The sequence below is a fragment of the Phenylobacterium sp. genome (genome assembly GCF_025934275.1).
Lineage (GTDB): Bacteria > Pseudomonadota > Alphaproteobacteria > Caulobacterales > Caulobacteraceae > Phenylobacterium.
Genome location: NZ_JAICYI010000003.1, coordinates 26506 through 41274, shown reverse-complemented (window position 1 = coordinate 41274; position 14769 = coordinate 26506). Strand labels below are relative to the sequence as shown.

Annotated in this window: 16 protein-coding genes and 1 tRNA gene; 5 read left to right on the top strand and 12 right to left on the bottom strand. The window is 70.9% G+C overall.

All coding sequences use genetic code 11. The annotated features are described in order from the left end of the window. Positions 1-47: 47 nt before the first annotated feature. Positions 48-770, bottom strand: a complete 723-nt coding sequence (locus Q0W60_RS01565; RefSeq protein WP_297691865.1) for a YafY family protein — start codon at positions 768-770, stop codon at positions 48-50. A gap of 137 nt (positions 771-907) precedes the next feature. Between Q0W60_RS01565 and rpoN the strand changes: the two genes are divergently transcribed. The 3 genes from rpoN to ptsN all read left to right on the top strand — a co-directional run bounded on the left by rpoN (position 908) and on the right by ptsN (position 3650). Next, positions 908-2398 carry an RNA polymerase factor sigma-54 gene (gene rpoN / locus Q0W60_RS01560; protein ID WP_297691863.1) on the top strand — a complete coding sequence of 497 codons (1491 nt, stop codon included), beginning with the start codon at positions 908-910 and terminating at the stop codon, positions 2396-2398. 74 nt (positions 2399-2472) lie between these two features. After that, positions 2473-3102: a ribosome-associated translation inhibitor RaiA gene (gene raiA / locus Q0W60_RS01555; protein WP_297691861.1), complete on the top strand. Its 630-nt coding sequence runs from the start codon at positions 2473-2475 to the stop codon at positions 3100-3102. Between the two features lie 74 nt (positions 3103-3176). Continuing rightward, complete coding sequence (ptsN, locus tag Q0W60_RS01550; RefSeq protein ID WP_297691955.1) at positions 3177-3650, top strand: PTS IIA-like nitrogen regulatory protein PtsN; 474 nt, start codon at positions 3177-3179, stop codon at positions 3648-3650. Positions 3651-3736: 86 nt separating this feature from the next. On the opposite strand, the gene Q0W60_RS01545 is transcribed toward ptsN, so the two are convergent. Together Q0W60_RS01545 and Q0W60_RS01540 are read right to left on the bottom strand one after the other, a co-directional pair. Beyond that, positions 3737-3991, bottom strand: a complete 255-nt coding sequence (locus Q0W60_RS01545; RefSeq protein WP_297691859.1) for a DUF1150 family protein — start codon at positions 3989-3991, stop codon at positions 3737-3739. A gap of 112 nt (positions 3992-4103) precedes the next feature. Beyond that, the gene (locus Q0W60_RS01540; RefSeq protein WP_297691857.1) at positions 4104-4523 is read right to left on the bottom strand and encodes an Hsp20 family protein; all 420 of its coding nucleotides are present in this window, start codon (positions 4521-4523) and stop codon (positions 4104-4106) included. A gap of 199 nt (positions 4524-4722) precedes the next feature. Here Q0W60_RS01540 and Q0W60_RS01535 point away from each other — a divergent pair, with 199 nt between their 5' ends. After that, positions 4723-6003: a phytanoyl-CoA dioxygenase family protein gene (locus tag Q0W60_RS01535; protein WP_297691855.1), complete on the top strand. Its 1281-nt coding sequence runs from the start codon at positions 4723-4725 to the stop codon at positions 6001-6003. Between the two features lie 13 nt (positions 6004-6016). Here the strand turns inward: Q0W60_RS01535 and Q0W60_RS01530 are convergent, their stop codons facing one another. From Q0W60_RS01530 to Q0W60_RS01500, 7 genes are all read right to left on the bottom strand, one after another. Beyond that, entirely contained in the window at positions 6017-6451 is a 435-nt protein-coding gene (locus tag Q0W60_RS01530) for a GtrA family protein (protein ID WP_297691853.1), read from the bottom strand. Continuing rightward, on the bottom strand, positions 6448-7179 hold the full coding sequence (locus tag Q0W60_RS01525; RefSeq protein WP_297691851.1) for a methyltransferase domain-containing protein: 732 nt from the start codon (positions 7177-7179) through the stop codon (positions 6448-6450). Before Q0W60_RS01525 ends, Q0W60_RS01530 begins: the two co-directional genes overlap by 4 nt. Continuing rightward, complete coding sequence (locus Q0W60_RS01520; RefSeq protein WP_297691849.1) at positions 7179-8174, bottom strand: glycosyltransferase family 2 protein; 996 nt, start codon at positions 8172-8174, stop codon at positions 7179-7181. Before Q0W60_RS01520 ends, Q0W60_RS01525 begins: the two co-directional genes overlap by 1 nt. A 55-nt stretch (positions 8175-8229) precedes the next feature. Next, positions 8230-8823 (bottom strand): hypothetical protein, encoded by a 594-nt coding sequence (locus Q0W60_RS01515; protein ID WP_297691847.1) that lies wholly within the window; start codon positions 8821-8823, stop codon positions 8230-8232. Positions 8824-8939: 116 nt separating this feature from the next. Then, the gene (locus tag Q0W60_RS01510) at positions 8940-9254 is read right to left on the bottom strand and encodes a hypothetical protein (RefSeq protein ID WP_297691845.1); all 315 of its coding nucleotides are present in this window, start codon (positions 9252-9254) and stop codon (positions 8940-8942) included. 80 nt (positions 9255-9334) lie between these two features. After that, positions 9335-10399 carry a glucose 1-dehydrogenase gene (locus Q0W60_RS01505; RefSeq protein WP_297691843.1) on the bottom strand — a complete coding sequence of 355 codons (1065 nt, stop codon included), beginning with the start codon at positions 10397-10399 and terminating at the stop codon, positions 9335-9337. 9 nt (positions 10400-10408) lie between these two features. Next, on the bottom strand, positions 10409-12163 hold the full coding sequence (locus Q0W60_RS01500; protein WP_297691841.1) for a thiamine pyrophosphate-dependent enzyme: 1755 nt from the start codon (positions 12161-12163) through the stop codon (positions 10409-10411). A gap of 142 nt (positions 12164-12305) precedes the next feature. Between Q0W60_RS01500 and Q0W60_RS01495 the strand changes: the two genes are divergently transcribed. Then, entirely contained in the window at positions 12306-13961 is a 1656-nt protein-coding gene (locus Q0W60_RS01495) for an isovaleryl-CoA dehydrogenase (protein ID WP_297691839.1), read from the top strand. A gap of 48 nt (positions 13962-14009) precedes the next feature. On the opposite strand, the gene Q0W60_RS01490 is transcribed toward Q0W60_RS01495, so the two are convergent. Continuing rightward, a tRNA-Ala gene (locus Q0W60_RS01490) sits at positions 14010-14085 on the bottom strand. A gap of 121 nt (positions 14086-14206) precedes the next feature. Then, complete coding sequence (locus Q0W60_RS01485; RefSeq protein WP_297691837.1) at positions 14207-14674, bottom strand: TIGR02300 family protein; 468 nt, start codon at positions 14672-14674, stop codon at positions 14207-14209. Between the last annotated feature and the right edge of the window lie 95 nt (positions 14675-14769).

Sequence of the window (14769 nt, the reverse complement as noted above, 5' to 3'; positions counted from 1 at the left end):
GAGCAGGAGGTTAGCTCGGCATCCGCGGGGCTGGCTAGGGCCGGGCGCTACTCGGCCGCCCGCGTTTCCGCGGCGCGCCGGCGCTCGTACTCGGCCATCGCAGCCTTGCGCCAGCGGGCCCGCAGCGCGGCCGGCCGTTCCGGATAGCGCTCCTCCAGGAAGGCCGCCTCGTCCACCCGGTCGGTGCGGAAGCTGCGGAAATCCTGGCGGAGCTCGCACCAGGTCATCAACAGCCGCACCGTCTCGTGGTAGCCGACGGCGAACGGCCAGACGGTGCGCTCGGTGCGGCGGTCCTGCTCATCGCGATAGACCAGGCGCAGCTTGCGCCCGGCGCGGATCGCCCGGCGCGCGGCGGCCATGTCCAGCCGGTCCGGCACGGCGCGGTAGTTCGGCACCGCGCGGGTGGCCGGCTCGAGGATCAGCGGGCGCAGTCGCTCGGGCACTGTGGCGCCGATCTTGGCGACCAGGTCCTGGGCGGCGCGGGCGAGCTCCGGATCGCCGCGGCTCGCCACCCACTGGGCGCCCAGCACCGCGGCCTCGACCTCGGATTCGGTCAGCATCAGCGGCGGCAGGTCGAAGCCGTTCTCCAGCACGTAACCGACGCCGGCCTCGCCGCGGATCGGCACCCGCTGAGCCATCAGGTCGGCGATGTCGCGATAGACGGTGCGCTTGGAGGTCTCGAGCTCGCCGGCGATGGCCTCGGCGGTGGCGGGGCTGCGATGGCGCCGGAGAATCTGGATGATCTGGAACAGACGGTCCGCGCGGCGCATCTCGGCCCTCCCGCCAGCCTGCTGACAGAGATGAGGCCGCGCCGGCGCGACGCTGTCAACCGCGGGCGGAGTTAACCAATCGGTGGGGTTCGGCCCTTAGCCTGACCAGCAAGAAACAGGCCAATAGGGGATTCGTCTTGGCGCTTAGCGCGCGGCTCGAGATTCGGCAGGGGCAGGGGCTGGTCATCACCCCCCAGCTGCAACAGGCGATCAAGCTCCTGCAGCTGTCCAACCTGGAGCTGGAGGCGTTCGTCGAGGCGGAGCTGGAGCGCAACCCGCTGCTGCAGCGCGAGGAGCCTGAGACCGAAACGCCGGCGGAACCGGAGGCCGAGCCTGCGGCGGGCGAGGCGGCGGACGCCGCCGAGGCGGCCCACGAGCTCGACATGACGCACGACGAGGCCTCGCCCGGGGAGCGGGCGACCGGCGACGCGCCGGACGCGCCGCAGGGCGCGGATGCGGGCGGCGCGGTCGACTGGTCGAAGGCCGGCAAGGGCGGCTTCGACGGCGATCTGGAGGGGCTGGAGGACGCCTTCGCGCGCGAGAAGACCTTGCCCGAGCACCTGCACGACCAGTTGGCCGGAGCCGGCCTGCAGGGCGTCGAAGCGGTGATCGCCAGCGTGCTGATCGACGGCGTCGACGAGGGCGGCTACCTGCGCCTGGAGGCGGCCGAAGTCGCCGGCCGTCTCGGTTGCGATGCGGCGCGGGTGGAGCAGGTGCTGGCCGTGCTGCAGGGATTCGAGCCGACCGGCGTCTTCGCCCGCTCGCTCGAGGAATGCCTGCGGCTGCAGCTTGTGGAGCGCGACCGCTGCGATCCGGCCATGGAGCGGCTGCTGGCCAACCTGCCGCTGCTCGCCCGGCGGGACTTGGCGGCGCTGCGCAAGGCGTGCGGCGTCGACGACGACGACCTGCGTGAGATGATCGCCGAGCTCAAGGCGCTGACGCCCAGGCCCGGCGCGGCGTTCGGCGGCGAGCCGGCCCAGCCCGTCGCGCCCGACGTATTCGTGAAGGAAGGACCGGGTGGGCTCTGGCACGTGGAGCTCAACACCGACACTCTGCCGCGGCTCCTGGTCGACCAGCGGTATCATGCCCAGGTCAGCCGGGGCGCGCGCTCGGACCAGGAGAAGACGTTCGTCTCCGATTGCCTGGCCCAGGCCAACTGGCTGGTCCGCAGCCTCGACCAGCGGGCGAAGACCATCCTGAAGGTCGCCTCCGAGATCGTGCGCCAGCAGGACGCCTTCCTGGCGTTCGGCGTCGAGCACCTGCGGCCGCTGAACCTGAAGACGGTGGCCGAGGCGATCGGCATGCACGAATCCACCGTCAGCCGCGTCACCACCAACAAGTACATGGCGACGCCGCGGGGCCTGTTCGAGATGAAGTTCTTCTTCACCTCGGCCATCCAGTCCAGCGAGGGGGGCGAGGCCCACTCGGCCGAGAGCGTTCGCCACAAGATCCGCCAGCTGATCGAGGCCGAGCGCGACGAGGCCGACGTGCACTCCGACGATCGGATCGTCGAGATCCTCAAGGAAGCCGGCGTCGACATCGCCCGCCGCACGGTGGCCAAATACCGGGAGGCTCTGCGGATCCCCTCCTCGGTCGAGCGCCGGCGGATGCTCAAGGCGGCGGTCTAGCAAGCGCCACAAGAGCCCGTGAGCGCCGGGCTTCAGCGTTGACACCATCCGGGGGCCGGCGCGTTCATCAGGACATGCAAGTCCAGGTCACCGGCAAGCACGTCGACGTCGGCGAGGCCCTGCGCGCGCGGGTCTCCGACGAGATCGCCAACAGCATCGAGAAGTACTTTGACCGCGGCGGCGGGGCGGATGTGGTGGTCACCCGCGAGGGCGCGGCCTTCAAGGTGGACTGCGCCGTGACGCTGGCCAGCGGCGCCCAGCTCACCACCCATGGCGTCGGCGGCGACGCCCACATGGCCTTCGATGCGGCCATGCAGAAGATGGAAAAGCGCATCCGCCGCTACTCCAGGCGGTTGAAGGACCACCACACGCAGGCCCAGGCCAAGCAGGCCGAGACTGCGGCGTACTTCATCCTGCAACCCGTCGAGGCGGAGGACGAGGACGATACGGGCGAGGTCGCGCAGGGCTACCCGGAGCCGGTGGTGATCGCCGAAATGGAGAAGCCGATCCGCTCAATGACCGTGGCGATGGCGGTGATGGAGCTGGACCTGACCGAATCTCAAACAATCGTGTTCCGGAACGCCGCGCACGGCGGATTGTCCGTGGTATATCGCCGCCCCGACGGCAATATCGGGTGGATCGACCCCGAGCGCGCGAAGGGCGCGGAGGGGGATGGGGCGGACGGAACCACTGCGCCGCATTGAGCGCTGAAGGTAACCGTTGTAACGGGCCCGGTTGGCGCGGGCCGCGGACACTTGCGAGCGTAACCTTGAGACAATTGAATATCGGCGACCTACTCGACCGCAACGCGATCGCCCTGCGCGTGAGCGCCGCCAAGAAGCGTCAGGCGCTGGCCGTGATCGCCGAGATCGCGGCCCGCAGCTTCGGGCTGGAGGCCGGCGACCTCCTGGATGCGCTCGCCGAGCGAGAAGCCGCCGGCTCGACCGGCGTCGGACATGGGGTGGCCGCGCCGCACGCCCGGCTCGAAGGACTCGATCGGATGCGCGGCGTCTTCGTGCGGCTGGAGCACCCGGTGGAGTTCGACGCCGTGGACGACCAGCCGGTCGACCTGATGTTCGCCCTGTTCGCGCCCAAGGCCGCCAACACCGAGCATCTGCGCGCGTTGGCCCGGGTCTCCCGGCTGCTACGCCAGCCGCAGATGCGCGAGCAGCTCCGTCAGGCGCGGACCGCCGATGCGATCCACGCCCTGTTGGTCCAGGAGGCCGATGCGGCGCGGCCCTCGGCGGCCTGAGCCGGCCGACGATCGTCTGAAATGCGAAGCGCCGCCGGGAAGTCCCGGCGGCGCTCTTCGTTGTCTCCGCAAGCGGGCGCGTCGGTCTAATGCACCGAAACGGGGGCCAGTTCGTGGGCGACGGCGGCGGCGACCGCGGATTCCTTGTCGGTGAGGACGGCGAGGCGCTCGCCGTCGGCGCGGTGCACCGCATAGAGGGTCTGCTCGGGATCGAGCTCGATGCCTTGGATCTGCGCTGAAGGCACGCTCGCCAGGATCTCGGCCGCCTTGACCGGGCGTACGTAGACCAGCTGCGGCGCACCCAAGGCGGCGAAGGCTTCCATGGACAACATTGGCGTCATAATGACCACCTCCGAAAACTGAACGCGCCCGACCGTCGCCGGTTCAGCCGACCGTCTGGCGCTTGGGACCCCGGACCATCCGGCGGCCCCGACTTGTCGCGGGCCATCCCGCTCACCCGGCGCCCCGGATCGGGACCTTGACGATCCGCGTCTCCGGCTCCGGGCGGGCGAGGTCGATGTGGAGCAGCCCGTGCTCCAGGGTCGCGCCCTCAACCACCATGCCGTCGGCCAGAACGAAGGTCCGGATGAACCCACGGGCGGCGATGCCACGATGGAGATAGGAGTCCTCGGTCCTGGCCGAGCCGTCGCGCTTGCCGGCGACGACCAGCTGCCGGTCCTCGACGGTCACCTCCAGCTGGTCCGGCGCGAAGCCGGCCACCGCCAGGGTGATCCGAATCGCGCCCGCGCCGCGATCCTCCACATTGTAGGGGGGATAGCTCTCGGCGGCCGCCTTGGCGGCGCGCTCCACGAGGGCGCGGGTATGCTCGAAGCCCAAGAGAAACGGGCTGTCGAAGAGGATCGACCGATTCATTCCTGAAGAGTCCTTGACGAAGCGACTCTCCGGCCGGGCCGCCCATGAGCGGCGCGGCCCGACCGGACATGTCTTATGTGGGGAGCGCAGCCGTGCGTTGCAACACGCCGCCGCACCCTTCGCCGCTTGACGAGAGCCCGGACGCAGGGCTGGCTTGCGCCCAGGCGCCGGCCTCGCGGCGCGCCACCCGGATCCCGCCGTGCGCTCGCTCCTTCGCCTGTTTGACCGCGCACGCGGCGAGCCCGCCGACGCGCCCTCCGAGGCGCCTCGGGTGAACCTCGCGGCCAGCGCCTCGGCCGAAACCGGCCCGAGCGGCGGCCTGATCGTCATCGAGACGCACATGCGGGCCGAGCGGCCGCTCGCGGCAAGCCTTCGGGTGTTCGTGGGTGAAGCCCGGCGCCCGGCGCTGGAGACGCCGCGCGCACTGACGGCGGAGGGCGAGCACGGCTGGCTCGCCCTGCACGGCCACCTGATGCCGAATGGGCCCGCGGCCATCCGGCTGGAGCTGGTCGACGCCGGCGGACGCCCACTCGCCGTCACATCGCTCACGGTCCACGTCCGCAACGAGGGCGCGCTCGCCGATGAGGTGCGCGAGAGCCTGAGGCGCACGGGGGCGCCGCTGGTGGTGACCGAGCTCGATTCGCGCCTCTACGCCTACCACGACCAGCGGCTCACGGCCTGGTACGACCGCTCGCCCGCGGCGGTCGAAGAGCACCTGGCGAAGCTCTCCGACACGGGCCGGGCTGCGCCCGACGAGATCGCCGCCCTACGCCACTTCGTTGACGAGGGGTTCATGACGCTCGACGGCGTCGTCGGGCCCGAGCACCTGGCGCGGCTCAATGCGGCGCTGGACGATGCGGTCGAGAAGAAGATCGAGGGTTATGAGTGGGGCATGAGCCAGAGGCTGCACAACCTGCACCTCCAGTACCCCGCGATCCGAGAGCTGTGGCTGCATCCGAAGATCATCCGCATGCTTCGCCTGATCTTCGATGGCGACGGCCGGCCCTGCCAGTCCCTGACCTATGTGTTCGGCTCCGAGCAGGAGCACCACCAGGACACGGTTCACCTGACCTCCTTCCCGGCGGGGCGGATGTGCGGCGTCTGGACGGCGCTGGAGGACGTGCAGCCGGACAGCGGCGAGCTGGTGGTGTTCCCGAAGAGCCACCGCCTGCCGCGGATCTACATGAGCGACGTGGGCGCGAAGAAGGTGACCGGCGACTGGACCGAGTTCGGCGAGACGGTCGTGCCGCGCTGGACAGAACTCCTCGACTCCAGCCGGTTCCGGCGCGAGGTCTACCGGCCCAAGGCGGGCGCCGCGCTGATCTGGCACGAGAACCTTATGCACGCCGGCTCCATGCGGCTCGACAAGTCGAAGTCCCGCCGCTCGATCGTGGGCCACTATTTCGCCGAGGGCTCGGTCGTCTACTACGACTCCAGCGGCAGGCCAGGCCTGCTCTACGAGGGCGAGCTGCCGGCGTAGCGCCTCCTCTCCCCTATCCTCTCCCGCGCTCGATCCGGTCTGGGGAGAGGGGAATTGCGAAGGCCCAGAGCTTGGCGGCTGCGAACGAGAGCGCCGGGATCACCACAACGATCACCCCGAGCGTCGCGGGGAACGGCCAGCCAAGGCGGTCCGCGAGCCAGTGCGTGATGGCGAGATTGGCGGCCAGGCCGAACAGAGAGACCACCAGGAAGCGGGCGAACTGGGCCCCGTGCAGCGCTGGGCGTCCGAAGGTGAACCGCGCATTGCCGAGATAGGAGACGCCCACCGCGCAGAGGTACCCGGCGGTCGTCGCCGCGACCGCGCTCGCGTGCAAGGCGATGCGGGCGGCGGTCGCGCCCAGCGCGTGGACCGCCGTCGCGGCCAGGCCCACGGCCAGGAACGTCCCGCCCTGGCGAATCGTCTCGCGGTGCGGGGCGAGCGGGGTCATCCGGGCCGCCGGGCCGTCAGCAGGATCGAGACGCCGAACGGCAGATCCATGGCCTTGAGGAGTCCGCGCTCCAGACCGAAAACGCTCTTGAGGGCCGCGTTCAGGGCGCGGGGCGGCATGGCCGCCTCGTCGCTCCCCTGCAGGCGGGCCGCGGTCTTGGCCAGACGCACGGCGGCGATCGGCGGAAACAGCAAGCTGTTGAAGTGGCTGGCGCGGCGCACCTCCAACCCGGCGTCCTGGAACAGTCGGCGAAATCCGCCGAGGCCATAGCGGCGCTTGTGGTGGTGGGCGGCGTCGTGCTCGCTCCACATCCAGCCATAGGCCGGCACGGTGGCGATCATGAAGCCGCCGGGGGCGAGCAGGCCGGCCAGCGCGGCGACGGCGCCAGCGTCGTCGTCCACGTGCTCGATCATGTCGAACGCGGCGACCAGATCGAAGGGCGCGCCGAAGTCGGGAAGGGATTGCGGCAGGAGGCCCGGCTCCACCTCGACCCCGAAATGCTCCGCCGCATAGGCCCGCGAATCCGCGTCGGGCTCGATCGCCTGAACCGCGCCGAAGCGCTTCAGCATCTCGAGGTTGCCGCCGGGGCCGCAGCCGGCCTCGAGGATGCGGGCGGGACGGGGCAGCGGCAGGCGCGCAATCTCGGCGGCGAGGATCTCGCGGCGTGCAGCGAACCACCAGTGGTCCTGCTGCAGGACGCGCATCTGGTCGTAGATCGCCCGTTCCATCAGTCCTCGAAGCCGATCCGCTCGCGCACCAGGTAGGTCGGCCGGCCCTTCACCTCCTGGTACATGCGCCCGATGTACTCGCCGAGCACGCCCAGGGCGATCATCTGCAGGGCGAAGCCGAACAGCACCACGACCATCAGCGAGGCGTAGCCGGGGACGTCGCGGCCGACGATCAGCACCCGCAGGATCAGGAACACGCCGGCGGCCAGCGCCAGGACGGCCGCGAGCGCCCCCACCATGGTCCAGACACGGAGCGGCAGGGTGGAGAAGGCGGTCAGCCCGTCGAGGGCGAAGCGGAACAGCTTGCGGTAGCCCCAGGCGGTGGTCCCGGCGATCCGCGCCGGCCGCACGTAGGGCACGCCGACCTGGCGGAAGCCCACCCAGGCGAACAGGCCCTTCATGAACCGGTTGCGCTCGGGCAGCCGCTTCAGGGCCTCGACCACCGCCCTATCCATCAGCCGGAAGTCGCCGGTCGAGGCGGGGATGGGGTAGTCGGAGAGCCAGTTGAAGATGCGGTAGAACAGGCTGGCGGAGGTCCGCTTGGCGACCGTGTCGCTGGTGCGGTCGGTGCGCACCCCATAGATGACGTCGTAGCCCTGCTCCCAGAGGTCGACGAACTCGCCGATCAGCTCCGGCGGGTCCTGCAGGTCGGCGTCGAGCGGAACGACCAGATCGCCGGTTGCGGCGTCAAGGCCGGCGGTGAGCGCCGCCTCCTTCCCGAAATTGCGCGACAGCGCGACGATCCGCAGGCGGCGGTCCTGCGCGGCCCGGCCCACGAGCTGCGCCAGGGTGTCGTCGCGGCTGCCATCGTCCACGCAGACGATCTCGAGCCTCAGCCCGAGCCCGCCAAGGGCCTCGTCCAGCCGCCCGAACAGCGCCTCCAGCGCCGGCGCCTCGTCGTGCATCGGCACGACCAGCGACAGCGTGCGATCCTTGCGGGAGCGCCCGGAGGTGCTGGCCGAGGGCGCGGTTCGGGTGCGTCGGGCGGGCGTCATGCGTGTGCCGTCACTAAGCCCTGGATGCGCCCGCGGCGCCAGAGCGGCGCTTCGGTCAATGGCCAAGATCGATCTGGCCGAGCGTGCAGGTGGTGCGGCCGTCGCCGACCACGCCGAACGCCTGCAGCACGCCGGTGGTGACCGGCGTCACCGCCTTCCAGCCGGTGCGGGGCGAGGTGACGGTCTTCTGGGATGCGGTCACGTCCGGACGCGGCGTTCCGGTTTCGCCGCCGCCGACGATCTGGCCATCCCTGTCCACCAGGATGATGTGGGCGACCGGCTGCCTGGCGACCCTGTCCCAGGCCCAGCCCTCGATCATGACGCCGGGCGTCGCGCCCACGTAACGGAAGTCCACGAGGTCGGTGTTGCCGACGCAGTCGCCGGCGCCGCTCTTCGGGAACGCCGTCTTCACCGACTTGCCGAGCAGGGCGCCGGCCCAGTCCGGCTCCGCAGGCAAGGGGGTGGTGGAGGCTTTCGCCGGCGGCGGCCGCCAGGCCGGCTGCGCCGCGGGCGAAGGTTGCGAGCCGGCGATCGGAGGCAGGCCCTCGCTCGACGCCGGGGCGCGCGCTTTCGGCTTATCGCATCCGGCGAGCGCGGCCAGCGTCGCCGTCACTATCACGGCCGCCGCCGCGGACCCGGTCCATCGCATGAGGCGCCCCCCTTTGGAGCAGCCTGGATAGCGCCGCCCGGCGCATCGGGGCAACGGTCGTCAAGCCGCAGGCTCCGCCGCGGTCCGGCTGCGGATCCCGAGGCCTCGCGTTTAGCCTAGCGGCCCGAGCGCCAGCCTGCGCTGGCCTGGCTCGCAAACAGCCCGAGCGCGACGCCAACGAGGAGGCCGACGGCGATGGCCGTGGAGAGGCTGGTCAACGGCCGCTCCTGGGTGACGGCGGACAGCTTCCGGCCGGTCGCGGCGGCCTGGTCGCGCGCGACCTGCACGCTGCGGCGCGCGCCGTCGTTGAGCGCAGCCCGCGCCTGGGCGGTCTTGGCCTTCGCCGCCTGCGCCACCCGTTCGCCCTTGGCGCGCAGCTGAGCCGTTCGCCCGCCCTGCGGGCCGGCATCCTGGATATCGGTCACAGACATCGGCCACTTCCTCTTCTCACTTGACTGGGATCGGTTGGCCCAACGAACCGGGCGCAGCCTCGGCTTGTTCCGTGGCGAGACTAAGACGCCGGACCGGCCCCGAAGTCGATCACCACTTTCACGTCGTCGGGCCGCGCTTCGAACGCCTCGGCCCAACGCTCCAGCGGCACGCGGCGCGAGATCATCCGCGAGAGCCAGGCGGGATCGGACTTGGCGAGGGCCGCCACCGCCGCCTCGTAATGCGCCCGGTTGGCGTTGACGGTGCCGAAGATCACGTCGTTGCGCAGCACCGTCTGGCGGTTGAACCCGCCGATGTCGAAGTCGAGGGTTCGGCCGCCCGAGGAGATCCCCGCCAGGCAGACGATCCCGTCTGAGCCGCACCGCTGGACCACCTCGGCCACGACCGCGGCGGCCCCTGTGCATTCGATGATCACCCCGGGCTGCAGGTCGGGGAGCTGCTCGACGCCGCCGTAATGATAGACCCCGCCCAGGCTTGCCACGAGCTCGGGCTTCGGCCCGCGCGCATGGCGATCGAAGACGTGGACCTCCAGGCCTCGCTGCCGCGCCATCAGGGCGGCCAGCAGGCCCACCGGTCCGGCGCCGGTGACCAGCACCGAACGGGGCCGCCAGGTCCGGGTCCGGGCGCCGATCCGCTCGATGTGGTCCCAGGCCTTGGCGAGCACGCTGGCCGGCTCGACCAGGACGCCCAGGACGCCGAGCGCGGGATCGATGCGGATCGCGAACTCCGGCCGCAGCCGGAAGCGCTCGGCGCCGTAGCCGTCCGCCTGCTTGATGCCGCGCTCGGTGTAGCGGCCGTTGCGGCACATGTCCCACTCGCCGCCAGCGCAGGCGGGGCAGGGGACAGGGTCGGGCCGGCGGACCACGCCGGCCACCAGATCGCCTGTCGAGAAGCCCGAGCCGTCGGGGGCCTCGATCACCCGGCCGAGCGATTCGTGCCCCAGGACCAGGCGGCGCTCGCCGGGCGGCGCGGCGCCGTACTTCGCCGCGATGATCTCGCGATCGGTGCCGCAGATCCCAAGCGCCACGGCCTGCACCAGCAGCGTCCCCTCGCGCGGCGCCGGTTCGGGACGCTCGTCCAGCCGCAGGGAGTTTGCGCGGCCGGGCTCGACCGTGAGGGCCCGCATGCCGCCGGCTCAGATCAGCTCGCGCACCTTGTCGACCGCGATGCTTCGCGCGATCGCGCCGCGGTTCGCCGTGCCCTTGGCCAGGGCTTCGGCGAGGTGCCGGGCCTGATCGAAGGTGACCTTCGGCGCCATCGGGGGCTCGTTCGGATCGACGATCGCCTGGATCAGCGCCGGTCCGGGGGTCTCCAGCGCCTGGCGCAGCGCCTCGGCGCAGTGGGCGGGGTCCTCGACGCTGAACCCGGGGATGCCGAATCCGCGAGCCACGGCGGCGAAGTCCACCGGGTGCAGGTCGCAGACGTATTCCGGGTTGCCCAGGAACACCATCTGCTCCCACTTGATCTGGCCGAGCTCGTCGTTCTTGATCACCACCACCTTCACGTTGAGCTTGTACTTGGCGCAGGTGGCGAGCTCGCCAATCAGCATGGTCAGGCCCCCGTCGCCCACGAACGCGATCACCTGGCGATCGGGATGGGCGACCGCCGCGGCGACCGCATAGGGCAGGCCGCAGGCCATGGTGGCCAGGTTGCCCGAGCACGAGAACATCTGATCGCCGCGGATCGACAGGTGCCGCGCGATCCAGCAGGTGATGGTGCCGGAATCGGTGGCGATGATGGCGTCGTCGGCCAGCAGCTTGTTGAGCTCGTGGGCCACCACCTGGGGCTTCATCGGCATGTCCTGGCGGGTGCCGCGCTCGGTCATCAGGGCGCGCCAGTCGGCCATTGCGCGCTGCGACGTCTCGAGGAAGCTGCGGTCCTCCCGGCGGAGCCTGGGGATCAGCGCCTCCAGCACCGACTTGGAATCGCCGACGAGGCCGACCTCCACCGGACAGCGCAGGCCGATGCGCGCGGCGTCGATGTCGATCTGCACGGCGTGGGCGTCGCCCGGCTTGGGGTAGTATTCGATGTAGGGGAAGGAGCTGCCGACGATCAGCAGGGCGTCGCATTCCGCCAGCGCCTCCTGCGAAGGCTTGGTGCCCAGGAGGCCGACGCCGCCGAGGCAGAAGGGATTGTCGTCGGGCAGCGCGCCCTTGCCGAGCAGCGGCTTGGCCACCGGCGCGCCCAGCCGGTCGGCGGCCACGGCCAGCAGATCGCCGGCCCCCAGCGCCCCCTGTCCGGCCAGGATGCACGGCTTCTTGGCTGCATTCAGGATCTCGGCGGCGCGGGCCAGCAGCGGCTCGGGCGGCAGCGGCCGCGCCCAGACGCCGACCTCCGAGACGTGATGCGGCACGTTGCGCTTGGAGCGCAGGTCCTTCTTCACCGGCTCGTCCTGCAGGTCGACCGGCATGGTGACGTGGGCGACCCCGCGCCGCGCCAGCGCCGTGCGGATCGCCAGCTCCATCACGTTCTCCACGTGCGCGGCGCCCATGATCCGGTTGTTGTAGACCGCGACGTCCATGAACAGCTTGTCGAGCTCGACGTCTTGCTGGGTGTGGGTGTTGAGCAGGTCGTGGAACTGCAGCCCGGTGATCGCCAGCACCGGCTGGCCGTCGAGCTTGGCGTCGTAGAGCCCGTTCAGCAGGTGGATCCCGCCCGGCCCGGAGGTGGCGATGCAGACGCCCAGCCGACCGGTCCACTTGGCGTAGCCGCAGGCCATGAAGGCGGCGGCCTCCTCGTGGCGGGTCTGGATGAAGCGGACCTCGTCCTTGCGCCGCCGCAGCGATTCGATGATGCCGTTGATGCCGTCGCCCGGAAGGCCGAAGATGGTGTCCACGCCCCAGTCGATCAGCGACTGGACGAGCACATCGGCGGCGGTCATCGAAGCCATGGGAAAACGCCTTTCGTTGGCAAGCGGCGCCGAGCCGCGCGGCGGCGGCGGGCTGCCCCGCTCCGATAACCGAATGCCGGCTTGAACGTTCCCCCCAGGGTGGGTGCGCGGGCGGACCGCGGCCCGCGAGAGGAGGCCAGCGATGGACGGACCCGCGACCGCCGGCTTGGCGACGCAGGAGGTGTTCAACCAGCCGCCGCCGCTGGTCGGCTACAATCTGTTCACCTCGGATCGGGCGCTCACCGAGGCGGTGGTCCGCGAGGGGGCCGGCTGGGCGATCGCCGACCTGACCCGGTATGGCGCGAAGCTCGGGACGCCCGAGGTCCTCGAGTTGGGCGCCCTGGCCAATCGCGAAACGCCCAGGCTGCACGCCTTCGACCGCTTCGGGCGGCGCATCGACTGGGTGGAGTTCCATCCCGCCTACCACGAGTTGATGGCGCTGCAGGTGGCGCAGGGCATCCACGCCTCGCCGTGGTCCGACCCGCAGCCGGGCGCGCATGTCCGCCGTGCCGCCGGCCTGTACATGAGCGGCCAGGTGGAGGCCGGGACCAGCTGCCCGATCTCCATGACCTATGCGGCGATCCCGGTGCTGCGGCGCGCGCCGGCCGAGGTCCAGGCGTGGCTCCCGAAGCTCCTGTCGCGCCGCTACGATCCGGCGCATCGCCCGATGTCCGAGAAGACCGGCGCGCTGATGGGCATGGGGATGACCGAGAAGCAGGGCGGCAGCGACGTCCGCAGCAACACCACGCGCGCTGAACCCGAGACCCGCAGCGGGCCGGGCGAGGCCTATCGCATCACCGGCCACAAGTGGTTCTTCTCCGCGCCGATGGGCGACGCCTTCCTGGTCCTGGCCCAGGCTCCGGGCGGGCTCTCCTGTTTCTTCATGCCCCGATGGACACCGGCCGGCGAGCTCAACGCGATCCGCCTGCAGCGGCTGAAGGACAAGCTCGGCAATCGCTCCAATGCTTCCAGTGAGGTGGAGTTCGACACTGCGCTCGGCTGGCTGATCGGCGAGGAGGGACGCGGGATCGCCACGATCCTCGAGATGGTCGGCTACACGCGGCTGGACAATGTGCTGGGCTCGGCCGGCGTGCAGCGCCAGGCGCTCGCCCAGGCGATCCACCACGCCGCCCACCGCACGGCTTTCCAGAAGCGGCTCGTCGACCATCCGCTGATGGCCGCCGTGCTGGCCGACATGGCGCTGGAGGTCGAGGCCGCCACGGCGCTCGCCTTCCGGCTGGCCCGCGCCTTCGACGCGCAGGACGACGCGTCCGAGGGCCTGTTGCGCCGCCTGGTCACGCCGGCCGCCAAGTTCTGGGTCTGCAAGCGCGGCCCGATGCTGGCCGCCGAGGCGCTCGAGGTGCTGGGCGGCAACGGCTACGTCGAGGACAGCGGCATGCCGCGCCTCTATCGCGAGCTGCCGGTCTATTCGATCTGGGAAGGCTCCGGCAACGTGGTCTGCCTCGACGTGCTGCGCGCGCTCCGCCGCGAGCCTGAGACCCTGGCCGCGCTGGAGGCCGAGCTGGCGGCCGCCCGTGGCGATCCGCGGCTGGACGCCCGGATCGAGGCCCTGCTCGCCACGGCCCGCGCCGAGGTTCCCGAAAGCGCCGCCCGCCGGCTCTGCCGCGAGCTGGTGGTGACGCTGCAGGCGGCGCTGCTCCTGCGGCACGCGCCGAGCTTCGTGGCCGAGGGCTTCATCGCCAGCCGGCTCGGTGGTGGTGGCGATGCGTTTGGCCTGACCGTCGAAGACGCAGATCTGCGCCCGATCGTCGAGCGCGCCGCCGTGGCCTTCCCGTGAGCCTCCCGGAAGAGGCGAACCCCGCCAGCGGCTTGCGGGCGGGGTTCATGGTGGAGCTAAGCGGAGTCGAACCGCTGACCTCTTGAATGCCATTCAAGCGCTCTACCAACTGAGCTATAGCCCCGAGGTCGTCGGGCCCTGCGACCACGGCCGCCGGGAGGCGCGGAACCTATTCAAACAGCCGGACGCGATCAAGACCGCTGCGGGACGATTTTGCCGCGGCGCAAAGGCGCCGGGGTCCTCGGCTACTCGTCGTCGCCCTGGTCGGGAAGGCCTTCGATTTCGGAGTCGTCGAATTCGTCCTCGTCCTCTTCCAGGAAGGGCACGTCGGCGTCGTCCTCGACATCCTCGTCGTCGGCGAACTCGCCGAGGTCCTCCGACACCGGGCTGACGCCCGGCTCGACCCCGTTCTCTTCGTCCTCGTCGCCGGCCAGCGGCGGCTCGTCGGCCACCTCGTCCAGCTCGGGGGCGGCGACGTCCTCCTCTTCCTCTTCCTCGGCTTCCGCAGGCTCCAGGACCTGGTCTTCGCGCTCCTCCTCGACCTCGGCTTCCGGCGCCGCGACGCGCGCGCGAACCCGGCGATTGCGGATCGCCTCGTCCGGATCGAACTCCGTGGCGCACTTCGGGCAATGGGCCGGCCGCTTGTTGAGGTCGTAGAACTTCGCCTGGCAGTGCGGGCAGATCTGTTTGGCGCCCAGCTCGGGATTGGCCAATGTCGGAAGCCTCTGAACGTCTCGGGGGTCGCGGAAAGCGGGCTCCCTTGCCATGGAGGGAGGCGACTGTCAAAAGCATTCCCCCTCGTGAATCT

What these genes read in the sequence shown, in the direction of transcription:
- Q0W60_RS01540 (WP_297691857.1), bottom strand. Translation starts at nt 4,523, where the DNA reads ATGAATCGGTCGATCCTCTTCGACAGCCCGTTTCTCTTGGGCTTCGAG.
- Q0W60_RS01505 (WP_297691843.1), bottom strand. Translation starts at nt 10,399, where the DNA reads ATGCGGGCCCTCACGGTCGAGCCCGGCCGCGCAAACTCCCTGCGGCTG.
- Q0W60_RS01510 (WP_297691845.1), bottom strand. Translation starts at nt 9,254, where the DNA reads ATGTCTGTGACCGATATCCAGGATGCCGGCCCGCAGGGCGGGCGAACG.
- Q0W60_RS01530 (WP_297691853.1), bottom strand. Translation starts at nt 6,451, where the DNA reads ATGACCCCGCTCGCCCCGCACCGCGAGACGATTCGCCAGGGCGGGACG.
- Q0W60_RS01500 (WP_297691841.1), bottom strand. Translation starts at nt 12,163, where the DNA reads ATGGCTTCGATGACCGCCGCCGATGTGCTCGTCCAGTCGCTGATCGAC.
- Q0W60_RS01565 (WP_297691865.1), bottom strand. Translation starts at nt 770, where the DNA reads ATGCGCCGCGCGGACCGTCTGTTCCAGATCATCCAGATTCTCCGGCGC.
- Q0W60_RS01515 (WP_297691847.1), bottom strand. Translation starts at nt 8,823, where the DNA reads ATGCGATGGACCGGGTCCGCGGCGGCGGCCGTGATAGTGACGGCGACG.
- Q0W60_RS01495 (WP_297691839.1), top strand. Translation starts at nt 12,306, where the DNA reads ATGGACGGACCCGCGACCGCCGGCTTGGCGACGCAGGAGGTGTTCAAC.
- Q0W60_RS01525 (WP_297691851.1), bottom strand. Translation starts at nt 7,179, where the DNA reads ATGGAACGGGCGATCTACGACCAGATGCGCGTCCTGCAGCAGGACCAC.
- Q0W60_RS01545 (WP_297691859.1), bottom strand. Translation starts at nt 3,991, where the DNA reads ATGACGCCAATGTTGTCCATGGAAGCCTTCGCCGCCTTGGGTGCGCCG.
- raiA (WP_297691861.1), top strand. Translation starts at nt 2,473, where the DNA reads ATGCAAGTCCAGGTCACCGGCAAGCACGTCGACGTCGGCGAGGCCCTG.
- Q0W60_RS01520 (WP_297691849.1), bottom strand. Translation starts at nt 8,174, where the DNA reads ATGACGCCCGCCCGACGCACCCGAACCGCGCCCTCGGCCAGCACCTCC.